Annotated in this window: 16 protein-coding genes and 5 pseudogenes; 14 read left to right on the forward strand and 7 right to left on the reverse strand. The window is 54.5% G+C overall.

What is annotated here, in order from left to right; genetic code table 11:
- Positions 1 to 235: 235 nt before the first annotated feature.
- Positions 236 to 508 carry a hypothetical protein gene (locus A0J57_RS23450; protein ID WP_226870480.1) on the forward strand — a complete coding sequence of 91 codons (273 nt, stop codon included), beginning with the start codon at positions 236 to 238 and terminating at the stop codon, positions 506 to 508.
- Here A0J57_RS23450 and A0J57_RS23455 read toward each other — a convergent pair.
- A complete protein-coding gene (locus A0J57_RS23455) occupies positions 501 to 1406 on the reverse strand; it encodes an ROK family protein (protein WP_061940274.1) in 906 nt (301 codons plus the stop codon). The two genes, A0J57_RS23450 and A0J57_RS23455, sit on opposite strands and share 8 nt — an antisense overlap.
- A gap of 240 nt (positions 1407 to 1646) precedes the next feature.
- Here A0J57_RS23455 and A0J57_RS23460 point away from each other — a divergent pair, with 240 nt between their 5' ends.
- From A0J57_RS23460 to A0J57_RS25665, 7 genes are all read left to right on the forward strand, one after another.
- Complete coding sequence (locus A0J57_RS23460) at positions 1647 to 3977, forward strand: GH92 family glycosyl hydrolase (RefSeq protein WP_061940253.1); 2331 nt, start codon at positions 1647 to 1649, stop codon at positions 3975 to 3977.
- 826 nt (positions 3978 to 4803) lie between these two features.
- Positions 4804 to 5745: an FkbM family methyltransferase gene (locus A0J57_RS23465; protein ID WP_153017881.1), complete on the forward strand. Its 942-nt coding sequence runs from the start codon at positions 4804 to 4806 to the stop codon at positions 5743 to 5745.
- 647 nt (positions 5746 to 6392) lie between these two features.
- Entirely contained in the window at positions 6393 to 7502 is a 1110-nt protein-coding gene (locus A0J57_RS25650; protein ID WP_076605750.1) for a hypothetical protein, read from the forward strand.
- A complete protein-coding gene (locus tag A0J57_RS25655; RefSeq protein ID WP_158298518.1) occupies positions 7502 to 9289 on the forward strand; it encodes a glycosyltransferase family 4 protein in 1788 nt (595 codons plus the stop codon). The genes A0J57_RS25650 and A0J57_RS25655 overlap by 1 nt, the downstream gene beginning before the upstream one ends.
- Complete coding sequence (locus A0J57_RS23485; protein WP_061940261.1) at positions 9289 to 10089, forward strand: ABC transporter permease; 801 nt, start codon at positions 9289 to 9291, stop codon at positions 10087 to 10089. Before A0J57_RS25655 ends, A0J57_RS23485 begins: the two co-directional genes overlap by 1 nt.
- Positions 10086 to 10739, forward strand: a complete 654-nt coding sequence (locus A0J57_RS25660) for an ABC transporter ATP-binding protein (protein WP_076605752.1) — start codon at positions 10086 to 10088, stop codon at positions 10737 to 10739. The genes A0J57_RS23485 and A0J57_RS25660 overlap by 4 nt, the downstream gene beginning before the upstream one ends.
- Before the next feature lie 22 nt (positions 10740 to 10761).
- The gene (locus A0J57_RS25665; protein WP_076605753.1) at positions 10762 to 13668 is read left to right on the forward strand and encodes a tetratricopeptide repeat protein; all 2907 of its coding nucleotides are present in this window, start codon (positions 10762 to 10764) and stop codon (positions 13666 to 13668) included.
- A gap of 23 nt (positions 13669 to 13691) precedes the next feature.
- On the opposite strand, the pseudogene A0J57_RS25670 reads toward A0J57_RS25665, so the two are convergent.
- Both A0J57_RS25670 and A0J57_RS27375 read right to left on the reverse strand, forming a co-directional pair.
- Positions 13692 to 13904: pseudogene (locus A0J57_RS25670) on the reverse strand (transposase); the annotation flags it as partial.
- Positions 13905 to 14038: 134 nt separating this feature from the next.
- A pseudogene (locus A0J57_RS27375) lies at positions 14039 to 14095 on the reverse strand (hypothetical protein); the annotation flags it as partial.
- On the opposite strand from A0J57_RS27375, the gene A0J57_RS26195 reads away from it, so the two are divergent.
- From A0J57_RS26195 to A0J57_RS23500, 4 genes and pseudogenes are all read left to right on the forward strand, one after another.
- Positions 14070 to 14330 (forward strand): hypothetical protein, encoded by a 261-nt coding sequence (locus tag A0J57_RS26195; protein WP_153017882.1) that lies wholly within the window; start codon positions 14070 to 14072, stop codon positions 14328 to 14330. The pseudogene A0J57_RS27375 and the gene A0J57_RS26195 overlap by 26 nt on opposite strands.
- Before the next feature lie 327 nt (positions 14331 to 14657).
- Positions 14658 to 15578 (forward strand): WcbI family polysaccharide biosynthesis putative acetyltransferase, encoded by a 921-nt coding sequence (locus A0J57_RS26200; RefSeq protein WP_153017883.1) that lies wholly within the window; start codon positions 14658 to 14660, stop codon positions 15576 to 15578.
- Between the two features lie 33 nt (positions 15579 to 15611).
- Positions 15612 to 16733: a GSCFA domain-containing protein gene (locus A0J57_RS23495; protein ID WP_201030963.1), complete on the forward strand. Its 1122-nt coding sequence runs from the start codon at positions 15612 to 15614 to the stop codon at positions 16731 to 16733.
- A gap of 134 nt (positions 16734 to 16867) precedes the next feature.
- A pseudogene (locus A0J57_RS23500) lies at positions 16868 to 17379 on the forward strand (transposase); the annotation flags it as partial.
- Between the two features lie 236 nt (positions 17380 to 17615).
- On the opposite strand, the gene A0J57_RS23510 reads toward A0J57_RS23500, so the two are convergent.
- The 3 genes and pseudogenes from A0J57_RS23510 to A0J57_RS23515 all read right to left on the reverse strand — a co-directional run.
- Positions 17616 to 18362: an HAD-IIB family hydrolase gene (locus A0J57_RS23510; RefSeq protein ID WP_061940269.1), complete on the reverse strand. Its 747-nt coding sequence runs from the start codon at positions 18360 to 18362 to the stop codon at positions 17616 to 17618.
- Positions 18363 to 18389: 27 nt separating this feature from the next.
- Positions 18390 to 19646: a polysaccharide biosynthesis/export family protein gene (locus A0J57_RS25680; RefSeq protein WP_076605754.1), complete on the reverse strand. Its 1257-nt coding sequence runs from the start codon at positions 19644 to 19646 to the stop codon at positions 18390 to 18392.
- A gap of 333 nt (positions 19647 to 19979) precedes the next feature.
- A pseudogene (locus tag A0J57_RS23515) lies at positions 19980 to 20860 on the reverse strand (IS5 family transposase); the annotation flags it as partial.
- Between the two features lie 104 nt (positions 20861 to 20964).
- On the opposite strand from A0J57_RS23515, the pseudogene A0J57_RS23520 reads away from it, so the two are divergent.
- Positions 20965 to 21132, forward strand: a pseudogene (locus A0J57_RS23520) (IS5/IS1182 family transposase); the annotation flags it as partial.
- Positions 21133 to 21421: 289 nt separating this feature from the next.
- On the opposite strand, the gene A0J57_RS23525 reads toward A0J57_RS23520, so the two are convergent.
- Positions 21422 to 22855, reverse strand: a complete 1434-nt coding sequence (locus A0J57_RS23525; protein ID WP_061940276.1) for an IS4 family transposase — start codon at positions 22853 to 22855, stop codon at positions 21422 to 21424.
- 208 nt (positions 22856 to 23063) lie between these two features.
- Between A0J57_RS23525 and A0J57_RS26725 the strand changes: the two genes are divergently transcribed.
- Positions 23064 to 23273, forward strand: a complete 210-nt coding sequence (locus A0J57_RS26725; RefSeq protein ID WP_201030964.1) for a transposase — start codon at positions 23064 to 23066, stop codon at positions 23271 to 23273.
- Positions 23274 to 23528 lie beyond the last annotated feature (255 nt).

The raw sequence follows: 23528 nt of genomic DNA on the forward strand, positions 1-23528 counted from the left end.
ACACGCTATGACAAACTCGCCGCAAACTTCCTCGGCTTCGTCAAACTCGCCAGCATCATGCTATGGCTCAAATGATTAAATCGTCACTACTGCCTAGCGGTCAACGGAAGTGCGGGACATCCCACCCGCGTCCGCCTGGCTGTCGAGATCGGAAACGGTCCGTATCGATCTTCCCGTCTGGAAGTTCGTTTATTGGTTTCTATATGAAACCGATCAGATCAGTGAGGATCAGGACATGAACCGGCCGATGAGAAGCGGCGCCGGCGGCGCACGCCCTGAAGGCCAGCGCCGCAGGGGCCATATGGATGATGCGATCGGCGTCCTTGGCCGGCGGATGGGGGGCGGGGTGGTTCCCCTGATCCTTCCCGTTCTGGCGACGATGGCCTTCCTGATGTTCTTCACGACGGTCTATCGGTGGGTCGACGATCTGCTGGTCGCCAGCGTGATCGCCATGGTCGCGCCGATGATGGTCCTGCCGCTGCTCCTCCGGCAGAAGGGCGTCAACTGACGCCCTCCGCGCTCAGCGCATCCATGGCCAAGGCCACGGCGCCCAAAGGACCGGCCTGATCGCCAAGCAGCGGCGTCATGACGATCCGGCCGATGCTGGAATCGTCGACATGCGGCAAATAGCCCCCAAGCTGGACGACGACGTTTCGACGGACCTTCGCCAGCAGACCGGTCCGCCCCATGCCCACGCCGCCGCCGATCAGCACCTGTCGCGCCGCGGTGCCCAGCAGGATGGTGGAGACGAGATGGGCGATGTCGCTGGCGACATCGTCCCATCGGGGGTCGGCGGGATCGATCTCATGGCCCGGCGTGCCGAAGCGGTGGGCGAGCGCGGGCCCGGACACCAGACCCTCGATGCAATCGCCGTGAAAGGGGCAACGGCCCGCAAAGCCGTCGCCGGGAGCGCGCGGAACACGGATATGGCCGATTTCCGGATGCATGGCGCCATGGACGGTGCGGCCGTTGAACGCGAACCCTGCGCCCACGCCGGTCCCGATCGTGATGTAGCACAGGCTGTCGGAGGGCGCGTCCCCCAGCGCGCCCGCGCCCCAGCGCAGCTCCGCCAGAGCGGCTCCGTTGACGTCGGTGTCGATCATCGCGGGGCAATCGAAGGGCGCGGTCAGCGTGCCGAATATGTCCGCGCCCGCCCAGCCGGGCTTGGGCGTGGGCAGCATGACGCCGAAGTCCGGGGCGCGGCGGTCGAGCCGAAGCGGGCCGAAGCTGCCGATTCCGATGGCGGCGATGGGCGCCTCCGCATGCCAGCGTTTCAGCACCGCGACGGCTCTGGAGAGCGTCTCTCGCGGCGTCGTGGTCGCTATCGTCTCCCGGTCGACAATCGTCCCGCCGCGCGCGCGGAGCACCAGGACCTTGGTCCCGCCCAGTTCGATTCCGGCCAGCATCGGTTCAGCATCCATCATCGCCGTCCAATCATATTGCCTCAGGCCCTGCAAGTGCGGAGCGCACCGTCATGCGTGGCCCAATTCAACATTTGTACAATGGGATGGCGGCTTTTCCATTGCCGACCGCTATCAGGGCGGGAAGAACAGGGCAGGGCGCGACGAACGCAACCCGATGATTTGGAGGCAATGGATCATGATCCGGCAAAACCCGTGCTTCAACCCCGTGCCGGTTGCCGCCCGATGAGGGCGCCGCTGCTCATCTGCGCGCTGCTGCTGACGGCTTCGGCCTGGCCCATCGCTGCGCAGACGCCTGCCGATCCGCTGGGCTTCGTCGATCCGCTGATCGGCACCGGCCCGGAAGGCCACACTTTCCCTGGAGCCTCCGCGCCTTTCGGCATGGTCCAGCTTTCGCCCGATACCGATACGACCTGCCAGGTGCGCGACTGCTATGCCCATGCGGCGGGCTACAGCTATCATGATCCGACGATCCAGGGATTCAGCCACACCCATTTCTCCGGCGCGGGCCATTCCGATCTGGGCGACATATTGGTGATGCCGCAGACGGGCGCCGTCCGGCTCGATCCGGGCGATCCGAAACAGGCGGGCTCCGGCTATCGCCAGCGCTTCTCACACGACAGCGAGACGGCCAGGCCCGGCTATTATGCGGTGACGCTGGCCGATAGCGGCATCCGGGCGGAGCTGACAGCGGGCGAGCGGGTGGGCATCCACCGCTATGCCTTTCCGGCGGGGCGGGAGGCGCATCTGCTGATCGACCTGCGCTCCTCTCTTTACGATTATCCGGGCAAGATCCTCTGGTCCGGTCTGCACCTCCACCCGGACGGCACGCTGACGGGCTTTCGCGAGACGCGGGGATGGGCGGCGGGCCGCAAGCTGTTCTTTGCCATGCGTTTTTCCGCACCCCTGAAGGATCATGCCTTCATCGACCGGGACCAGGCGGTTCCCTATAAAGGCTTCCAGGCGCCGGGGCGGGGCAGCGACGCGCTGGCCGAGAAGCTGGGCAAGGCGCTGGAGGCAAGGCTCGACTTCGGCAGGCTCGATGGCCCGTTGGAGGTCCAGGTCGCGCTTTCAGGGGTGGATGAGGGCGGGGCCATCGCCAATCTCGATGCCGAAGGCGCCGGTTTCGACACCGTCCGGAGGAGAACCGAGGACGCATGGCGGCAGGCGCTCGGGCGGCTGGAGATGGATGCGCCGGAGCCGATGCTCAGGAATCTCTACACCGCGCTCTACCATACGCTGCTGGCGCCCAGCATCTGGTGCGACGTCGACGGCCGCTATCGGGGGCCGGACGATCAGGTTCATGCGGCGAAGGATTTCACCTTTCGCTCGACCTTCTCGCTCTGGGATACCTTCCGCGCTGAACATCCCTTGCTGACGCTGGTCCAGCCGGAAAGGACGACCTCCGACGTCGTCAACTCGCTGATCGCCAGCCGGGAACACAGCCCGCACGGCATATTGCCGGTCTGGCAGTTCGCCGGGCGGGAGACATGGACGATGATCGGCTATCATGCGGTGCCGGTGATCGCGGACGCCTATCTGAAGGGCTTCAGGGGATTTGATCCTGACAAGGCGCTGGCCGCCATGGTCGCCAGCGCGGATTACGCGCCCTATGGCGGGCTGGGCGACTATATGAAACTGGGCTATGTGCCCATCGACCGGGAACCGGAGGCGGCGTCGAAGACGGTCGAATATGCCTATGACGACTGGGTGATCGGCCGCATGGCGCAGGCCATGGGGCGCGGCGATGTGGCGAAGCGCTTCCTCGCCCGTTCGTCCAACTGGCGCAACGGCTTCGACGTCGGGAGCGGCTGGCTGCGGGCGCGCAAGGCCGATGGCAGCTTTCGCACGCCGTTCGATCCGGCCGCGATCAACTATGGTTCGGATTATACGGAGGGCAATGCCTGGCAATATAGCTGGTTCGTGCCGCAGGATCAGGCGGGGCTGTTCCGCTTGCTGGGCGGCGACGCCAGGGCGATCGCGAAGCTCGACGCCATGTTCGACTATGATGTGTCGAAGCTCGACTACAGCCATGCGGAGGATATTGCCGGGCTGATCGGGCAATATATCCATGGCAACGAACCCAGCCATCATGTCGCCTATCTCTATGCTTATGCGGGCGCGCCCTGGCGGACGCAGGCGCGGTTGAAGCAGATCGTCGAGAGCCAGTACAAGCCGACACCCGACGGACTGTCTGGCAATGACGATCTGGGGCAGATGTCGGCCTGGCTGCTGTTCACGGCGTTGGGCTTCTATCCCGTGACGCCGGGATCGAACCAATATGTCATCGGTCGCCCCTTCGTCCGCCGCGCGGTACTGACGCTTCCCAACGGCAAGCGCTTCACGGTGGAGGCGGAAAATCTGTCCGCCGCCAATGTTTATGTGGGTGCGGTCGAACTAAACGGACGGCCGCTGCGGCGAAGCTGGATCGCGGACGGGGAGATCCGCAAGGGCGGGACGTTGCGCTTCACCATGCAGGCAAAGCCGAACCGGGAATGGGGGAGGGGAGCGGGAACCCGGCCCTATTCGCTTTCTACCGCGCCGGCTGAGCGGTGATGGGCGTGGCAAGGATTGAACTTGTGATGCCTGCGATGTCAAGGCGGCGGATGGGCGGTGGTGATTTTTCTATTACGGGTCAAAGGGTTGCTTCTAACGCCAAGCGCCCGTGCCCGGAATTTGCCCCGTTCGGCTAAAAGATCAGATTTTCCCAAAATGGCTCTTTCATTCGCGGTGATTTCGACCCTGACAATAGTGCAACTGAGCATTAGTTTCTACCCTGCCGAAATTCGGCACCTGATGGTGCCGCACGCAGGCTCATTTCTTAATACATCTTGATTATAACAGATGCGTCGGCGGATGGCTTCTATCGGTCCGTTTCAAGCAGCGGAAGGGCGCACCTTGTGTAGGCATTCGGTGAAGACCGCGGGCTACTGGTGATCGCGTTTATGCTCGCTGAGCAGGTCGCGAAGGCACTCGATGCCGTCTTCGGACAACCGCTACCTCAATATGAATGACCTCAAGGAGATGAAGAAAGTCGACTGCGACAAGCCGCCTAGCCAGCATGACCAGCCGCTATTTGCAGGACTTGCCGCACACTACCAAATTTTAACTAGACACCGCTCCTACCCAGACGATAGACGACCAAGACTCATCCTGACGTTGTTTAAGGTGGAGACGCGATTTTGTCCCGTACGACTGAACGCACGAAAGCCAATCTGGAGGCTAATGCCTTCTGGAGAACCTATCAGGAACACCCCGCTTATGCTGCTTTCACGCAAGACGTTCGGAAAGCAATGTATACAAACTCCCCGGCAACAGATTGGACCCGAAACCTAGATATGGTCAAAATGCGCAGTCAGTCTCGCAGCACGAGCATCGACCTGTGATTTCCGCTGATGATGTGCGTGCGGCGTACCGCCTAATCCTCGGCCGTGAGCCGGACGAAGATCTAAATTATGAGGATGCCTGCAATCGGTATCCAAATCTGGCTGCCCTCCGCAAAGAGATGGTCAGTTCCGCCGAAGCTGGAAGTACGCTGTACGACAGTATCACGCCGCGCCTCGGGAGCGTATGGGTTCAGCGGCCAACTTACTTTGGTCGGCAGATTCAGCTTTGCTTGTCCGATGCTGCCGTTTCCAAGACGATCATGTTGACGGGGGATTGGGAACCGGCGGTGGGCCGCCAAATACTTAAGATGCTTCGCCCAGGCGACACCTTCCTGGATGTCGGTGCGAACATAGGCTGGTTCTCGCTGTTGGCTGGAGACTTCCTCGCCCGCAGTGGCTCCGGACGCGTCATCGCTATAGAGGCCAATCCAACACTTGTTCCTCATATCAGCGCGTCAATCGTCAAGTCAGGCCTTGCGGATGTCATTTCATTGAAGCCCTACGCAGTTTCAGACAGGATCGACGTGGTCGAGATGAGCGTAAGTGAGCAGGGGAATGTAGGCGGCCTCAGTATTGCCCCATTATCAGGAAATACCAACAAGAATGTCGTGCCCGCGCTGCCCTTAGACGTTCTTCTCGCGGATGTACCGCGGATCGATCTTATAAAGATGGATATAGAAGGTGCCGAACCGCTCGCGATTGCAGGCGGCGCTGATCTTTTGCGAAAGCACCGACCGAAGATCATCATGGAGATCAATGGAGATGGTCTGAGCGGAGTTTCAGGACATTCCGTAGATGATTTGCTGCGGCAGATGGCGGCCTTTGGCTACAGCCCCTGGAGGTTTAAGGGTTTGGATGACCCGCAAATGCTTAGCCGCGCACAAACTGAAGATCTGGTAGCGCATCATGGATATGACGATGTCCTTTTCCTAATGTGACAGCATCCTCCCCGCTAAGGCCCCTAGTCTCGATTAACCATGGAAACGCTTTTATCTCGGAGATGAATCAGCGCCCAGCATTCCGTCGCCACCAGCCGCCGCTACGGAATGCGGGCAAGAGAACTTGAATAGCCATGACTTGATGACGGGAATGGACGTTACTCAGGACTCCAGCGTTAAACCGGCTTTGCCTACGCAACGGTTCATTACCGAGGGTCCGTGTCTTACAGACGAGTACGCAGCCCAAAGCGTTTTGCGTGGCACGTGGCCCTATGTTGAAAATACACGCCGCAACGCATGACGGCAGTCATTCGCTCTTAGCTGTCTGGTTGTGACACAGGGTGAGGGGTTGGGGAAACAAACACCAATTATCATTGCAGCGCGTCGCGACGCTTGGTTCGACAAATTGGTCAAAAAAACGACCGAAGCGTTCATCACTCTCGCTTTCACCCGTCCTGCGCATCGATTCTGGCCCCATCTTGCCCAAGGCACCCCCGATGCACTATTCCCTACACCGCATAGGGGCCCAGCACCGCCACTTCCACCCTCCCAGCATAGGCAGGGGCTGAGGACTGCAGGCATGAAAATGCTCTAGACTTTTCAAGAGCGGCCATCTACCACCCAAGCGAAATTGAGAGCTTTTTAGCATGATCGCGCGTATAAAGAACCTATACAATAAGATTGATGGCCTTTTTATAATCTGTGTCATAATTCCGACCTTTTGTTCTTTATTATACTTTGGCCTTTTTGCGTCAGATGTATATATATCTGAGTCTCGTTTTGTTGTGCGCAGTCCTGAGAAGCCAGCAGCTTCTCCGCTTGGCTCCTTTTTGAAAGGAGCAGGCTTTGCCAACGCGGGCGACGAAATTTATGCATCACAAGATTATGTTGAATCGCGCGACGCTCTCGCTGCTCTAAACAAAACAAAATTTGTGGAAAAGGCTTACGGAAATTCGTCCATTTCGATATTCGATCGTTTCAATCCTTTGGGCGCAAACGGATCGTTTGAAGACCTTTATAGATATTATCGGAACAAAGTAGAAGTGAAGCATGAAACAGCTTCTTCTATAAATACGCTGACCGTACGTGCTTTTAAGCCAGAGGATGCACTTGCGCTAAATGAAGGGCTACTTGAGCAAGCCGAGGCGTTGGTAAACAGACTAAACCGTCGTGGACGGGATGACCTGATACAATATGCCGAAAGCGAAGTAAGCGAAGCCAAGAACGAAGCATCAAACGCTGCGCTGGCGCTGTCAGATTACCGAAACCGCGAGGGAGTCGTCGATCCGGAGAAACAAGCAACAGTTCAATTGCAGATGATCTCCAAACTACAGGACGAATTGATTGCAACCCAAATGCAAGTGACTCAACTTCGACGGTTTACACCTGAGAACCCGCAGATTCCTTCATTGATAACTCGGTCTAAAGAGCTTTCAGGCGAGATTGACCGCCAGTTGGGCATGGTTGCAGGCGATCGCAGGTCACTGGCCGCCGCAGCCGCGAAGTTTCAACGACTTCAGTTGGAAAGTCAGTTTGCGGACCGTCAACTCGGCGCGGCGATGGCGGCATTGCAGGAAGCTCGCAATGAAGCCCGCCGCAAGCAGGCTTATGTAGAGCGCATCGTTCAGCCTAGCCGCCCCGATAGCGCACTTGAGCCCCGCCGACTGCGCGGAGTTCTTGCTACGCTGGTACTCGGATTGATCGCATGGGGAATTCTGAGTATGCTGCTGGCAGGCGTAAAAGAGCACAATCACTAATGCCTTTCGAGCAGCTCGGAGGATTGCCTTCCAACCGCACCATAGCAATTGTTTCACAGGGTCTATTTGAACGAAGTGATTCAATTGGCTATGATGCGGTTTTCCAGGCTCGGGTATTAGAAAAAATATACCCTGGGCAGGTCCGGGTTTTCTCCGAACGCTTCAATCAGTCGCTCTACCCCGACATCAACATTGAACCAATTTCTCTGTTTTTTTCCAGCGTTGATGACAGCTTTATCACCATCTATCACTATTGTGATGGTTGGCCTGCATTTGACGAGTTTATCGAGCGATCTCCTATTCGCGTTATTCTGCGCTGGCACAATAATACGCCGCCTTGGTTCTATATCCCTGAAGCCCTCCGGTTTGCTGAGCGCTCTGTCCGAGGATTTCAGACAATAGCTGGGCTATGCGAACATGCGCATATTTTCTATTGGGTTAATTCAGACTATACTGCCCAACAATTACAGCAACTTGGTGGCGATCCTGACAGAATAAGAACCGTACTCCCGGCAAGTCGATATTTGGATGCCTCAACCCGAGAAGCATCGGCAATCTCCACCGGCATGCCAGATGCTCATCCCTCACAGGATGAGATCATCCGGCTATTGTTCGTTAGTCGCGTGGTGCCTCATAAGGGACATTTTCACATCATGCGCGTCGCCGACATCCTCGCCAAACGTCATGGCGTGGAAGTGGAGGTCCATTTTGCTGGCCGACGCGATGAAGGTATGCGGCAATTCAACGCCGAATTGAACCAACGAGCTCAGGCATCTTCCGCTCGGATCGTATTTCACGGCGAAATAGATGAGGCACAGCTGTCTCAACTCTATGCAACTTCGACAACTTATCTATGCATGTCCGAGCATGAGGGATTTGGCTTGCCAATCTTCGAGGCAATGCACGTTGGTCTTCCTGTCGTGGCTCGCGCAACCACCGCATTAATCGAATTGACAAAAGATCATCCGCTTTGTTTCGTTAACGGTACGGACGCCCAACTAGCTGAGGCTATTCTTGCAACCCGAAATGAAGTTATGCGAAGTCGGGTTATCGAGCTTCAACATCGGATTGCCTCCGATTATTCCACATCGGTAATCACAAAGCAGATATTGGGGATCAGTAGCGCAGACAAGATGTTTCGCCTTAAAGGCGACGCTGCTCTGGTATCCGGAGAAATTTCCCGATGGTTGCTCAATTTGAAAAATTCACGGTCTTCCGCCGGTCACCAAATCAACCCCGACTGCGTCGATGATCCCTATCGTTTCGTAACCAGCTATGACCTAAAGGCGTATGACTATCTCCTATCTAATCAGATAGGCAAAATTGACCTGTCGCGAGAGTTTGACGGATTTCGCGAGATAGTATGGCTGTCGGCAGCTAAATTTGATTTTCTGGACATTCACACAGATTCGAATGGCTTACTGATAAATGGCCTCCGCCGCCGGTTAGGTCACATTATATATGGCCCCTTTGCTCCGTGCGACCATGGACGCTATGAAGTGATATTTCACTTTGATGTGAAGGACGTGCATCAGAGCGGGCGCGTAGGCATCGATGTTTGCGGCGAAGGTGATAATATTCTGGCAAGCCGCAGAATCAACGTGCGGCGCCGAGGGAAGCTCGCTGCCTCGATCCCTTTCACCGTAGAAAGAGATCGAGATAGATTGGAGTTTCGGGTAGCCATCGTGCGAGAAGGCAGTTATCTTATGTATTTTAAAGGAGTAAGCATCCGGCAGGCGCAGGCTAAGAAATCCCGTTTCTGGCGGTTAAGAAATTGGGATAAGTGATGAAGACGTTAGCCCGCTTCAGCGAACTCAAAACAAGCTGGCTGATACAGCGGCGTGTTATCGGTGCTCTTCTGCTTCGGGAGGTACTAACCCGTTACGGTCGACATAATATAGGCTTCCTATGGCTGTTCGCAGAGCCGATGATTTTCACGTTGGGAGTGACAACTCTCTGGACGGTCACAAAAGCCACCCACGGGTCAAGCCTCCCTATCGTAGCTTTCGCTATTACCGGCTATTCTAGCGTGCTGCTCTGGCGGAATATGCCAGGGCGTTGCATTGGCGCGATCCAGCCAAACCTTTCACTACTGTTTCACCGGCAAGTACGGGTAGAAGATATATTTTTCTCCCGCCTGCTGCTCGAGGCAATGGGTGCTACCTCGTCCTTCATGGGCCTGAGCATCATGTTCATCGCAATTGGCTGGCTTAAGCCTCCAGAAGATGTCGCCAAGGTGATTGAAGGCTGGTTCATGCTTGCTTGGTTCGGCGCTGCGCTTGCCATCCTTCTGGGTGCACTGGCAGAACAGTCGGAACTTGTGGACAAGTTCTGGCATCCCTTTTCCTACCTACTTTTCCCTTTATCTGGTGCAGCTTTTCTGGTCGATTCTTGGCCAGTGGAGGCTCAAAAATATATTCTCTATTTGCCAATGGTTCATGGTGTCGAATTCGTTCGCGACGGTTTTTTCGGTAGTGAAATTCGAGCACACTATGATGTCGGATACATGGCCACTTTCTCTGCAATATTAACTGTGCTTGGCTTCGCCCAAATGCGCAAAATCAGCCGGACAGTTATACCCGAATGATATCCCTTGCTCATGTTTCGAAAGAATATCCGACACATTCTGGGCGAGCACTCGTCCTGGATGATGTCAGCTTTTCGGTAATGCCTTCACAAAAAGTAGGTATTCTCGGCCGCAATGGCGCGGGCAAATCGACGTTAATCCGCATCATAAGTGGGGCGGAACGACCAAGCAGTGGTGCGATCACGAGGAACATGAGCGTGTCATGGCCTCTAGCGTTTGGTGGCGCCTTCCAAGCGTCGTTGACTGGTCTTGATAATATTCGTTTTATTTGCCGTATATATGGCCAGAGCCCCAAAGATGCCGAAGCCTATGTCCAGGAATTTTCAGAACTCGGACGTTATTTGCGAGAGCCTGTTAAGACATATTCTTCAGGCATGCGAGCACGCCTAGCATTTGCAATTTCCATGCTAATTGAGTTTGATTGCTTCCTAATTGATGAAATTATGGCTGTGGGCGATGTGCGTTTTCAGCGAAAATGTCATGATGAACTTTTTGTAAAGCGTGCTGATCGCGCAATGATAATAGTATCTCACGACGAGAGTTATATAAGAAGCCATTGCTCTGAAGCATATATATTGCACGAAGGACGTATTATCCGGGGAGGGAACTTGGATGATACGATTTCTATTTACAACTCTCTGATGCAGTAATCCAGCTACCGAGGGGAACCTAATGAAACTGAGAGTATCTCTTAGAAAGCTAAAGGTAAGAGACATTGCACGCGGTGACCGGGCACGCGACCGCCGTGATTGGGAGGCTGCTGCCGCAGCATATCATCGCGGCCTCAAGCAAAATCCCCACCTCGCGCCGATATGGGTGCAATACGGACACGCCCTCAAGGAGTTGGGCCAGCTTGGCGATGCAGAAGCGGCCTATCGTAAGGCAGTTGCTTTACGCCCCGATGATGCCGATGCTCGCTTGCATCTGGGCCATATTTTTAAATCGAATGGAAATAGCGAACGGGCAGCCATTACCTATCTTGATGCTTTCAAGCTCGACCCGGACAACCGGCACGTCAATTTTGAGCTGAAGATGTTGGGTCTTGATGTAGTGGCGCGCACAGAAATGCTCCGCGTTCAGGATCGGGCACTCACACATGTGGTAACTCGCTTGGAGCAGAACCATCAGGTTGCTGGTGAGAAGGATGCCTCGTTCTTCGATCGATACCGCAGCCGGTTCGCTGACGTTCGCCAGTTGGAAGAACTCGGCATCATCCATTCGGCCGAACAACATTATCGACATTATGGCTACCGGCAAGGTCGCGAAATTCTCGCCACTCTGGCTGAAACGCGACCGTCGCGCGCTATCGTGGTGTGCCCTAGCTTTTTCAAGCGCTGCGGGATTGGTGAACATGCGCGCTACCTTGCGGATTCCATCGAGAAATCAGGTCTCGAAACCCTGCGGTTGCGCACGACCCAGGAAGTGGCATTGCTCGACGCTTCTATTCTTAAGGATGCAGTGGTTGTTGTTAACCACGGCCCAGGGTTGTTCGACGGTTATAATCCCGAATTGTCGGAAGGCGAAGCTACGTCCGACATGGTAAGTTGCCTGCTGTCCCTATTCGCAACGCATAACTGTCGTCCTATCATTTTCATGCATTCGCTACTTGATGTCGACAACACGGTGATGTTCCCTAGGCAGCAGTTTTTGATGGAAAGCCCTATTCCAATCGCTACGACGATCGAAGCAGCGGCTAAGACCTTCAATATCGCTCGGGTCGAACACGGTATGCAACCTATCGCGTCGGCGGCTGTGAATAATGGAACACCTGCCGGCGAGCAGCTATTCTCCCGCGACTATCCGACGATTGGCTTTTTCGGCTTCTTCCAGTTTGGAGGCAAAAACTTCGACGCTCTGCTCACCCTCGCCGAGCGCGTGAAGGGAAAACTAGTTGGTTCTGTTGCTGGCTCGCCGCATGATATTGCAAAGCTTGAAGAGTTGCTGACTGAACGCACGATTCGTTGCAACATTGGCACGGGCTGGGTCGACGATAGTGAACTCGCGATCCGTCTATCGGAAGCAGATTATCATTATCTCCCTCAATATGACTATGACCACTGGAATAATAGTGGGACAGCGCGATTTGCGATGAACTTCGGCAAGCCGGTCATCCTGCCACCCCATAATCCATTCTTGGATCTCAGACAGTGGGCATTATTTGCAGACGAACATGATCTGCCAGCAATCATTGCACATCTGCGCGATGATAAGAAATATGATGCAGCATGTCAGCGGTCTATCCGCTACGGGCACGATCATCCGATGACCCGGGAAATGGTGCGCCTTGTCACAGACCTAGATGAAATACAGGCGGAAGATGGGCTCGCACAATTGATTAGTGCCAACACGTTTTGTGCATTGTCATTAGCTCGTTGCCCCTTCGCGGCATTCGTCTCTCGAGTGCGTTATCGCACCGGTACGATTATCTCATTTGAAGAATCTTCAGCTCGGTCGCCAGAACGGTTCCGGCAAATTGCAAAGCTACGTCAACAATATCCGGGCCTTTTTGAACAGACATATTCGTCGGTTCCTAAGATTGAATACTGGCGCGATCATTACGAACTTTCTGACTTCCTATTCCCGACGGCGTATGAAGCTTTTCTAAATGCCTACCGGAGTATCTTGAAGAGAGATCCGGACCTTTATGATGGTATATATGTAAGTAATTTGTGGAAAATGAATGTCCATGCATTGGAAAGCCCTAGCCGTACTGACCAAATTTCTGTCTTGATTACTTCTCTTCTTCGGCAAAAAAATGTTCTGCCGTTTGCTCCAGCAATCCAAATATATGATGCGGGCGAGCCCGTTATTTTCGATGCTAAAACTGCGGCTGACATTGGAAACCGCTTATCGAAATTCTGGGAAGAAGAATCAGAAGGAATTCCCCTATTGGGAACCAGTGGTCACCGAGGGCATGGCTATGTAGAAGATCTAAATATTTTCTCCGTATTAAGCTTGCCGACCCACCTTTTTGAGAGCAGCTTGGGAAATATTTTTCCCACCGTAAGCAATGTATCTGAAATTTCGAAAGACGTTTCGGCGCAAGCTCGCTACGCAAGCATAATTAACAAACTCGGGATTGCAAATATTAGAATTTCTGATTATTGTCTTCTTGATCATCCTATTGTTGGGCATGTAAATTTCGAGCGAACTTTATACTGTCTATCTGATTTCTGGCAGCTATCTGGTAACGAGTTCCTGTTCACCGCAACGCGCTCGCTGCTGAAGCGTGATCCTACCGCATTGGAAGTTTTCTATTTCGAACGTCTATATGAGGAGGGTGGACGCCGCGCAGTGCTTCGGGCTCTCCTTGCATTACCACAAGTTCACTGCCAGATTGTAGATATTAATGACGAATTAGAAGTTGAACGGCTAGAGAAAAATCAGCCTGAACTCACCGTCATGCACGAACAATTCAGATCCCCTGTTGCGGGTGGGTGGGATTTACGCAATCGATATCTGGAAGAACGCCGCAACTACGGGCGTGCTTGGCTGGCAATGCACGAGAAAAAAGAAAAGATTTGGACACAAAGCAATGGAAAGATGCAGGCTATTCTGTTTCTATCTTCGGAAGACTAGGCGGACTAGAGTATCCGTGATGATCAAGCCTGAGATTGCGCCCAGCATCTATCCGCCTTGAGCAGTGCGTTTGCGGTGATGACGAGCTTTCGCATGACGGCGGTGATGGCGATCTTGGCGGGCTTCCCGGCAGTAACGAGCTGCTGATATTTTGCCTTGAGGTCGGGATTGTACCGGGCGGCGACGAGGGCCGGCATATAAAGAGCCTGCCGCACGTTGGCGCGTCCGCCACGGATGAAGCTGGACACCTCGAAAAACCGGGTGATTTCTGTCTGATTGCGTAGGAAGGGTAACCGGTGTTCTCAGCCACGTTGATCCAGGGCATGAGTTCATGAACGCGATTGGCGGGATGGGCGTGGGCGAGCGCGGTTAGAGTCTGGGTCAGCCAGTCATGAGGATTGATGCCGCTCAGCTTGCAGTTTTCGATGAGCGTGGCGATGACCGCCCAGTTGTCGCCTCGCCGCATGACCCGCCCCGGCAAACCGGCGAATGTCGTCAACGTCGGCATCGCACGCGAATTGGCCCCTTCGTCTGGGACATCGCGACCAGCCTTGAACAACCAGTCTAATCAATCCGCAGCAGCAAAAGGAGTACCTACGCTAAACAACACTGCGCTGCTCATCAATGGAAGCGGCGGCACGGTAGGGCATCCCTCGATGTGATTCTGTGGCCGGTGAACGCCGACGCCCGACTTGAGACAGAGGCAGGCCCGCGACGAATACGCGGTCTTGCGGTATCCAATCCGCGCATCACAGTCTGATCAACCGTCGTCCAACGGCGCCGCTTCCTACCATGCGCAGCGCTACAAGCCCTCGCCGCCATTGCGGAGCGAACAAGCTCGACCTCCGATCTTGACCACGAACATGACAATCACGCAATCGGACCGGGGGAAATCCCCCAAAGATTCAAAACGGGCGAAAATCGCTCTAGGCGTTGCCTTATCGTGGAACGCTTAGCTCTTCTAATCGTTGGCTTTTACAGGTGGAGCTATGCCAAGAATTGCGGTCATTGGAAATTGTCAGGCGCTTGGTGTCGCCGAATGCATGCGCGGCATGCTGCCTGACTCTTATGTAAAATCATATTTGTCTTGGGAAATTTCCCGTTGGCATGAAAATGATGCTGACTTTATCCAAGACCTAAATGGCTTTGATTACGTATTCAGTCACGACGTAGAGCTGCTTGGTACAGGTATAAAAAACTTTCTTGAGTTGAAAAACAATGTCCCGAAGGCTCGCCTGTTTCCGATAATTGTGTTCCCCGCGTTTCATCCAGATCTAATATATATTGCCGTGGATGGCCAAGAAACATCGTTTTTTAATTCGCCGATCGGTCCATACAGTTCTGCTATTTCGTTACTTGCCTACAAACTTGGAATTGATACATGCGGAGCACTCAAACTATTTTCGGAGCCCGTATATAAACGGTTGGGCTATTTCGACACCTGGCAGGATTCCGTAGATGCACTATTAAAGTGCGGAGAAGAAGCTGAGTTTCCTCTCGGCAATTTGCTTGCAAAGTGGGTCCGGTCTGGGTGTTTCATGCACTCAATCAATCATGCAAAAATTTACGTGCTCGCAGATTTAGCTCGTGCCTTGCTAAACGATAAGGGTGTCCGGATTCAGGAGCCGAACTGTCTTGGGTATGTTCAGGATAGCGCTCAGGCCGATGCGGTCTGGCCGGTCTATCCGGAGATTGCTGCGCACATGGGTTTTTCAGGTAGTCAGGTATTCAGGCGGCCCAATCATGCGGGAGGCAATGTGAGGCAATATTTGACTCTTTGGAATTTCGTGGCCGAAAGCATGGCCTCCTATGGATATTTCACCTCGAAGAGCCTGAGATCTGATCGTGTAGACGGATGGTTGGCTGATGAAGAATTATGCCGCTTCATTTCGAATATAGCGGCGGCATAGTAAGTCTGCAACCGAGGAGGTTTAACGATCACCATGGACACTCCGATTGAAAGGCCGCAAACTCAGGTCGCCGCTGAAAAAGCATCCTCTAAAATGAGGGTGACACCTTTTACCGGTGCGGCGCCTTATCGTTTCTGGCGTCGAGCGTTGGTAGGAACCCCGCCGTTTCTCCTCGATCCGGTAACAGTTGTTCCTTTCAAAATTACGCGTCACGATAAAGTAGCAACTGCGGGCTCCTGTTTTGCTCAGCATATAAGCCGGAACCTTACCCGGGTCGGGTTTAATTATTTTGTCACGGAGCAGGCTCCTTCCGACATGCCAGTTGAAGCTGCCCAGGCCGAAAATTACGGTGTCTTTTCTGCACGCTACGGCAATGTCTATACATCTCGTCAATTTGTTCAGTTGCTCAAACGAGCATTCTATGGGCTTTCCCCGGAACTATCTGCCTGGACACGTTCAGATGGAGCATATATTGATCCATTCCGTCCGCAGATTAATGAAAGCGGGTTTTTAAATATTCAAGATCTTCAATATGCACGTGAATTACATCTTGAGGCAGTAAGAGAATTATTTCGAGAATTGGATGTTTTTATTTTTACCCTTGGGTTGACGGAGACGTGGATTCATAAGCCGGATGGTATGGCGGTGCCTATTGCCCCGGGCGTTGCCGGTGGCGATTGGGATCCAGAATTGTATGAATTTCGAAATCTCACTGTAAGTGAGATTATAGTGGATATGAAGGAAGCAATAGAAATTATTCGTGAGGTCAATCCAGATTCACGTATAATTCTTACAGTGTCACCGGTCCCACTGATTGCTACTAGTGTTGATCGTCACATTCTCATATCCAATACATACAGCAAATCTGCACTTCGGGCAGCAGCGGAAGATCTTTGCGCGAACTTTCATCAGACAATGTACTTTCCTTCTTATGAAATCATTACGAGCTTATCCAATGGCAACCGCTATTATGAGGATGACTTGCGGTCGATAGATCCGGCCGGAGTGGCACATGTGATGCGCATTTTTTTCCGTCATTTGATTGAGGAGAGTGCAACTAGAGCTGCACCTACCAGAGGGCTCGACATCCGTTCGGAAATTGCCGATGCTTCGAGAGTAATATGTGATGAGGAAGCGATCGACCCCAAAAAATAGCTCATCAGAAAGCGTTAGAACAAACACACTCTTTGTTCCGACAGCGAGTGTGACATAGCTGGACACCTCGAAAAACCGGTGGCGTTCTCTCACCTGAGATGATTCAATGTCTTGGTGTGACAGCGGAGGCTTGGATGGCGGGACAGCCGGGTTTCTTTGATCTTTCGGACCGATATGAGGCGTTGAGCGCGGCGGCGATCCGCTGGAACGGCTGTCGGGGGTGGTGGACTTTGAGCTATTCCGGGGTCCGCTGGTGGCGGCGCTGCAACGCGGCCCCCGGAACAAGGGCGGGCGACCACCATTCGATCCGGTGCTGATGTTCAAAATCCTGGTCCTGCAAGCCTTGTATTCACTGTCCGATGAGGCGACCGAGTTTCAGATTAAGGACCGGCTCTCGTTCCAGCGCTTCCTGGGTGTTGGCCTGGAAGGCACGGGGCCTGATGCGACCACAGTTTGGCTGTTCCGCGAGAGGCTTGTAAAAGCCAAGGCAATCGACCGGCTATTCGCGCGCTTAGATGCCGCGCTCAAGGATCGGGGATATCTGGCCATGGATGGGCAGATCATCGACGCCACCGTCGTGCCCGCACCCAAGCAGCGCAACACGCAGGAGGAGAAGACGGCGATCAAGGAAGGCCGTATCCCCAAGGGCTGGAAGCCGGACACCTTGAAAAACCGGTGGCGTTTGACGGCTTGAGGTGATTCACTGCCGGAACGCGACAGCGGAGGCAGAGCCGGCCACATCGAAGCTGGCGCTGGCAAGGCCAAACATTCGGAAAAACTTGGCCATCGCAATGCCCTGCGCCCACCCGCGCACAGGTCTCATAACCCCCTCGGGGCCGCACTCGAACTGGGTGGGAAGACGATCTCGGAGGAGGGAGCACCTCATTTTTGACAGGCGACTATCGTAGCAATGACAGCCAGCGTTTCCTCAGGATCACGCACGCGTACCGTATCAAGACCCAATTCCTTCGCTGGATAATCATTACCGCCAGGAAAAATTGCGTCGCCGATGAACATCATGTCGTCCAGTGAAATGCCACTTTCGTCGTGTAACTTCTGGAGACCATATGCTTTGTCGACACCCTCACGCGTGATGTCGATCGAGGTTGCCCCGCCCATGTTGATCGATAGCTCGGGCAGGCGCCACCGCAAATCAGCCTGTATGATCTTGCGCTTGGCAAAATCGGGATCCCATACTTCCTTTGCATGGATTGGCGCCTGCTGGCCCAAGGCGGAAAAGGTGATCTGGCTACCGCGATCCTCTATGCGTTCGCCCCATACTTTCTCCGGAACAAAGCCCGTTGCCGTAAGCGAAGCGTCGAAGGCCTCAAGGATCTCCTTCTTTTGCGCTTCGTGGAATAATTCAGCATACACAGCGCTCCAGCTTCCACCCTTATATGTGAATAGCTTAGTTCCGGTGGTTGGCATCAGCCAAAGTCTCGACAAATCAGCCTGCACGGGCAAGCGGCTCGCCACTTGCTTTTCGAACTGTGGCCAATCACCGCCAGAAATAACTGCCACATGCGCGACTGAAAGGAGATTTGAAAGCGCTTTCTGCATGGGAGCTTGAAGTGGCTGCTTACTCTCGGCAAGAGTTCCATCAAGATCAAAGGCGATGAGCTTTTTCATGAGAAATTCCGTAAGTTCTAAACGCTGTTAATTATTGTTCAATGAATTTGAAAGGCTAACAATAGGGAAAACAGACGAAGAAATTATATTTACAAATTTTTGAACATCAGCAATCGGTGCGGTCGAGACATAGATAATATCTTTATTTTTAATAGCGAAAACCTGTGCAGCAAAAAAAGATGCAGGGTCACGAAGGTCGATCCGATAAATTACGGGGATTAGCCCTGCCTCGCCGAGTACCTGGCTGCTCGGTAGCTTCCCACTCTCTGACGTTGAATGCATTGGAAGGCGGGCGAGGAAATCCGGGTCCTCAAATCGAAAAATGAACGCACCTGAAGGATTTGCCTTCTGATCGTCCAATCCGCCAACGCGCCCCAAAGCCTGGGCAAGCGTCAAGCCTGTGGCTTCAAATTGCACCTCTTTATTTTGCCCCGTAGCTCCAAGAGCCGTGAAGCTAAGTGGCTGGTAATAAGCGGTGATGACATCGCCCGGAGCTAAAATGATATTTTGCAGAGGATCGTGGATAATCGCTTCAAGAGGCAGTGAGCCTACAATATTTCCCCGATTGATTTGAATAGTCATCTTTTCAATTGATTGACGTGTTCCTCCAGATAAGGCCAATGCATCCAGAACGCGCTCACCTTTACCGGTCAGCGGTATTACACCGCTGCGCTCTACTTCACCAACAATCGTCGCAGTTTTAGTAGCATTACGAGCGAAGCTTACCATTACTTGTGGCAAATGTGCTTTATTGCGGAGCCTGCGGGTGATTTCGGTCTCCACCTGATGCGTCGTCAGGCCGATGACGGAAAGTTGGCCTGCGAAGGGTACCGAGATCACACCATCGTTATTGACGACCTGGTCGGGAAATGCCGAAGCACGAGCGATGGTCACATTTGCGCTATTGAGCGCAGAACTTCCATCTTCTGATGGGCGATTCGATAATGAAGCGACGGAACCGAAAAGCGCTGCGGGAGGGGCTTCCCAAATAGAAATGCTCAGTACATCGCCTGCTCCAATCACAGTTCCGACTGGAGCCGCCTCAGATAGCGAACTGGAAAAGCGAGGAAAGCGTTGCGCGGCCTGTGCCGCATTCGCTCGCTTCATATCCAAATCAATTAAATAGACCGAAGAACCCGTTTTGCTTTCAGCAGAATTTCGTATGTTCGCAATTGATGGGCCGGAAGCGCTCATCATGCTACACCCCGCCAACAACGAAGGTGAGCATATGAGCATCGCCAGACCCAATGGACGACGCACCAAACGGCCACGATCAAGCTTCATAATCAACGCTATTTCCTCATTTGAGTCACCAGCCAGGGTGATTCGACGGCCTAAATTTTTGCAGACTGTTACTCGCTACTCGAGCACACCAAAAGCATTTTCGAACTGCGCCTCGTTCGATATATGCCTGATCAGTACACATCGAATTTTGTTGAAAATATCGCCGCCATTGTTATCTGCAGGCAAAGAATTCCAGCTGGACACCTCGAAGAACCGCCTATTCAGCCGCGACCTGCAGCAGCAGCAGGGGTGAGCAGGCCTTCGGCGGTTTCATAACCCTGTAGGATTTACTGATTTTCTGCGTGACTGGCGCCGTCTCAGCGCTGTTTGCCGTCATGCGGACGCAGTACGCCCATCGAGCCAGGCAAGCCGTTGGAAATTATAGGCCAGGTTCGCCATTCCGATCTTTATGCGGGCACGGGCGATGCCGATGGTGCGTACAGGCCCATGCGATGCTTCTGCCCGGCGAACACGTGCTCGACCGACGAGCGCACGGCTGAGCGCTTTGCATTGGCGCGCGCGATGCGCTCGGGCATTGCCCGGCGGTGCGGCTTTCGCTGGTGGATGTTGCTCTTGAACATGCCCTTGGCCAGGAACGCCTCGTTCTTCTTCGAGCGATAGGCCGTGTCCGCCCAGACGCCCGAGGCAGTGTTGGCGCGGCTCACCAGGTCGGGCAACCGGGCGCCGTCATGGGCATTGGCGGCGCTTGCGTCCCAAGTGCGGATCAGGCCGTGCGTGCGGTCGATACCGATATGGTTCTTGTAGCCAAACATCGGGATGGCAAGATCGACCGGCTTGAACGCCTTGGAATCGGTGCCTTCCTTCACCTTAGCCTTGGTGTACTTCACGCTCCAGCGCGCATCACGATCCTTTTGCCGGACCTTTGCGGGTTTGTCTTTCCAGCGTTCCGGGATCCGGCCTTCCTTGATTGCTGCCTTCTCTTCCTGGGTATTCCGCTGCTTGGGCGCGGGCACGACCGTCGCATCGATGATCTGCCCGCCCATGGCGAGATAGCCCCTGTCCGTTAGCGCGGCATCGAAGCGGGCGAAGAGCTTGTCGATCGCTTTGGCCTTCACCAGGCGCTCCCGGAACAACCACACCGTCGTTGCATCGGGCACCGTTCCGTCAAGCCCCCGGCCCAGAAAACGCTGGAACGAGAGCCGATCCTTGATCTGGAATTCCGTTGCATCATCCGACAGCGAATAAAGCGCCTGTGACCTGATCCCCGGATTTTCCTCCAAGCTGGACATCTCGAAAAACCGGTGGCGTTCTCTCACCTGAGATGATTCAATGTCTTGGTATGACAGCGGAGGCTTGGATGGCGGGACAGCCGGGTTTCTTTGATCTTTCGGACCGATATGAGGCGTTGAGCGCGGCGGGCGATCCGTTGGAACGGCTGTCGGGGGTGGTGGACTTTGAGCTATTCCGGGGTCCGCTGGTGGCGGCGCTGCGACGCGGCCCCCGGAACAAGGGCGGGCGACCACCATCGATCGATTTTGTTGAAAAACTCTAGTGGCGTCATTCAGCGGCCGCAGAGTTATAATATGTTCACATCCTAAGCGCATCGGTGATCAAAAATGTCGCGGGGGCATATCTGAACGTACGAATGTTACACGTGGCGTCGGCGAGCTTCGACCTCGGCGAGTTTTTCAACAGAATCGACGGCAGACCGGCCCAGGAGCGCCTCGCCCTTCGGCAGTAGCTCAGCGCACCGCTGGTTGCCGATATGGAAGAATGGATGCGGGAGAGCCGTATCGCTCCGGTGAGGCTTGCGATTACCCATAAGTCGCGAGCTCGGCGCCTATCTGGATATCGATGAGGCGTCGTAGTCCGCGCCAGACGACCGTGTTTCCGGGTGGTGGATCGGACATCCTCGAGAGATAACCGCCAAGTCGCGATAGTTTGTTGAGATAGAGCTGGAGCGTACCCGGCTTTGCACCGCGATTTCCGCTATCGGCAATGATGCGATCAAGAATGGTGATTTCTGTCGCCGTAAACACGATTGTTGGGCTGGCCTCAGGAACGGTGCGTGCCATCATGGTCATCCACAAGACCCGCCAACTAACGATACAAAACAACGCAACAAGGTTGGTCAGACGATCGGCTGTGCGAAGCTTGGCATCCTCGGCACGACATCCCGATTTCAGGATTTTGTGGAAGACTTCGATCTTCCAGCGCAATGAGCACCAACGTATTTTTTCGATCGCTGCATCGAGGTCGGCAACTTCCAGATCGGTGACGAGCTTCCACAGGATCGGCTTGCGGCCTGATGGAACGCCGACTTCCAACGCGTGGATCACTGTCAGATCAAGCTCCGGGTAGCGCTTTTGCTTCCCGATAGGCGGTCGGACATGGATCCGTTTATACCGGATATCGAGGGTCACGCGCTCGATCGTATCGTCATCGACCCTCACATCGATACTATGGGTGCCCGCAGATGGTGCCTCATGCATTTCGCTTTTGACGGTGTGGTCGCCATCACCAGCAAGCCTGTCAACAACGGTGCGGACAACGAAGTGGGTGCCGAGATTCTTGGCCAGACAGTAAAGTTCATAAATGTCGCTCTCTCGATCTCCCACATGGACACAGCGATCTGGCTGTCCCAGCAGAGCAACCGACTGGCGGAGATTATCGAGCCAGCGGACACTTTCCTTTGCTTCGATTGGAATCCGCGTCCGGTTGATCTTCCGCTCGAGCTGGGCGGTGCCCTTGAACTTGTCACGGTTCCAGAATTTGACCGCCGCGAGGCCGAGGGGAAGTCCCTCCTCGGTGACAACCAAACTGGAGTGCATCAGTATTCCGCACACAGCGTGATGCCGGAGACGGCCATCCTTGTCGCGGCCGCTGTTGACGCTCTTGGTAAAGCCAATGTCATGCGGATTTCGACGCTGGTAGGTGAACTCCGTCGTATCCTGCAGCACCAGGATCGGCCCTTCGGATGCTGCATACCGCGCCTTGGTCGCCGCCATGTGGCCCGAGAGAATCTCTCCTTCTTCCACCTTCGGGTTTGAAAAGAACCGATATGCGGCTTTGGTGCCCGCCCAATCCTGGCAAGCGAGGGGGATCGTCCCTCCCATTCTGTCGCTCAGACGGCAGAGAAGATCGCTGAACCGGCGCCCAAGGCGAGCATCCTTGAACGCCGCCTGATCAACTTCATTGTGCGACCAATGGTCACCCAGAGCCCGCTGTTTATCCCCTCCGGCCGACATCGCCCACCTCACGAACACACCATGGTGCCCGTGAATGAATCATAAGCGATTCATCCGATTCAACAAATTTCGTGCTCAGGCCGGTAAGTGATTCAAATACTTATGGGTAATCGCAAGCCGGTGAGGGCCGCCTTGCGGTGATCGGCTGATATTTCGAGATGGCACTGGTGCAAGCGCCGGTGTTTGCACCGATACTAAGGACGGTGCGATGAGCCAGATCACAGTAATTTCAGGGCCGGAGCGGCGCCGGGTGTGGAGCGACGAACAGAAGCGAGAGCTGGTCGCGGCAGTCTCGGCGCCGGGGGCGAACGTAGCGGAGATTGCCCGCCGTGCTGATCTTCGGCCGAACCAGATCTACAGGTGGCGGCGACAGGGGGTAGGCAGCGCAGGGCTTTGCCGAGGTGCAGGTGCATCCTGATCCGGCACCGGTCATTGGGACGGCGATTGTCGTGGAGTTCGAGCGGGCGATCGTGCGCATTCCCGCTGGCGCATCRCCTGGGCTAGTTTCGGCAGTGCTGCGGTCGGTCAAGCCGTGATCCCAGTTCCCTCCGGCGTTCGGATATGGATTGCAACAGGGCACACGGACATGCGGCGTTATGCGGCGCGTGGGATTATGTGGAGTCCTGGGCGGCCAGGCTAATTTTACTTAATAAATACATGCTGATGAGAGATC

The sequence above is a fragment of the Sphingobium sp. 22B genome (assembly GCF_001580035.1).
Lineage (GTDB): Bacteria > Pseudomonadota > Alphaproteobacteria > Sphingomonadales > Sphingomonadaceae > Sphingobium > Sphingobium fuliginis.

Excerpts from the sequence above, each read along its gene's own strand:
- A0J57_RS23450 (WP_226870480.1), top strand. The coding sequence starts at position 236 with ATGAACCGGCCGATGAGAAGCGGCGCCGGCGGCGCACGCCCTGAAGGC.
- A0J57_RS23455 (WP_061940274.1), bottom strand. The coding sequence starts at position 1,406 with ATGCTGGCCGGAATCGAACTGGGCGGGACCAAGGTCCTGGTGCTCCGC.
- A0J57_RS23460 (WP_061940253.1), top strand. The coding sequence starts at position 1,647 with ATGAGGGCGCCGCTGCTCATCTGCGCGCTGCTGCTGACGGCTTCGGCC.
- A0J57_RS25650 (WP_076605750.1), top strand. The coding sequence starts at position 6,393 with ATGATCGCGCGTATAAAGAACCTATACAATAAGATTGATGGCCTTTTT.
- A0J57_RS25655 (WP_158298518.1), top strand. The coding sequence starts at position 7,502 with ATGCCTTTCGAGCAGCTCGGAGGATTGCCTTCCAACCGCACCATAGCA.
- A0J57_RS23485 (WP_061940261.1), top strand. The coding sequence starts at position 9,289 with ATGAAGACGTTAGCCCGCTTCAGCGAACTCAAAACAAGCTGGCTGATA.
- A0J57_RS25660 (WP_076605752.1), top strand. The coding sequence starts at position 10,086 with ATGATATCCCTTGCTCATGTTTCGAAAGAATATCCGACACATTCTGGG.
- A0J57_RS25665 (WP_076605753.1), top strand. The coding sequence starts at position 10,762 with ATGAAACTGAGAGTATCTCTTAGAAAGCTAAAGGTAAGAGACATTGCA.
- A0J57_RS26195 (WP_153017882.1), top strand. The coding sequence starts at position 14,070 with ATGCCGCTCAGCTTGCAGTTTTCGATGAGCGTGGCGATGACCGCCCAG.
- A0J57_RS26200 (WP_153017883.1), top strand. The coding sequence starts at position 14,658 with ATGCCAAGAATTGCGGTCATTGGAAATTGTCAGGCGCTTGGTGTCGCC.
- A0J57_RS23495 (WP_201030963.1), top strand. The coding sequence starts at position 15,612 with ATGGACACTCCGATTGAAAGGCCGCAAACTCAGGTCGCCGCTGAAAAA.
- A0J57_RS23510 (WP_061940269.1), bottom strand. The coding sequence starts at position 18,362 with ATGAAAAAGCTCATCGCCTTTGATCTTGATGGAACTCTTGCCGAGAGT.
- A0J57_RS25680 (WP_076605754.1), bottom strand. The coding sequence starts at position 19,646 with ATGAAGCTTGATCGTGGCCGTTTGGTGCGTCGTCCATTGGGTCTGGCG.
- A0J57_RS23525 (WP_061940276.1), bottom strand. The coding sequence starts at position 22,855 with ATGTCGGCCGGAGGGGATAAACAGCGGGCTCTGGGTGACCATTGGTCG.
- A0J57_RS26725 (WP_201030964.1), top strand. The coding sequence starts at position 23,064 with ATGAGCCAGATCACAGTAATTTCAGGGCCGGAGCGGCGCCGGGTGTGG.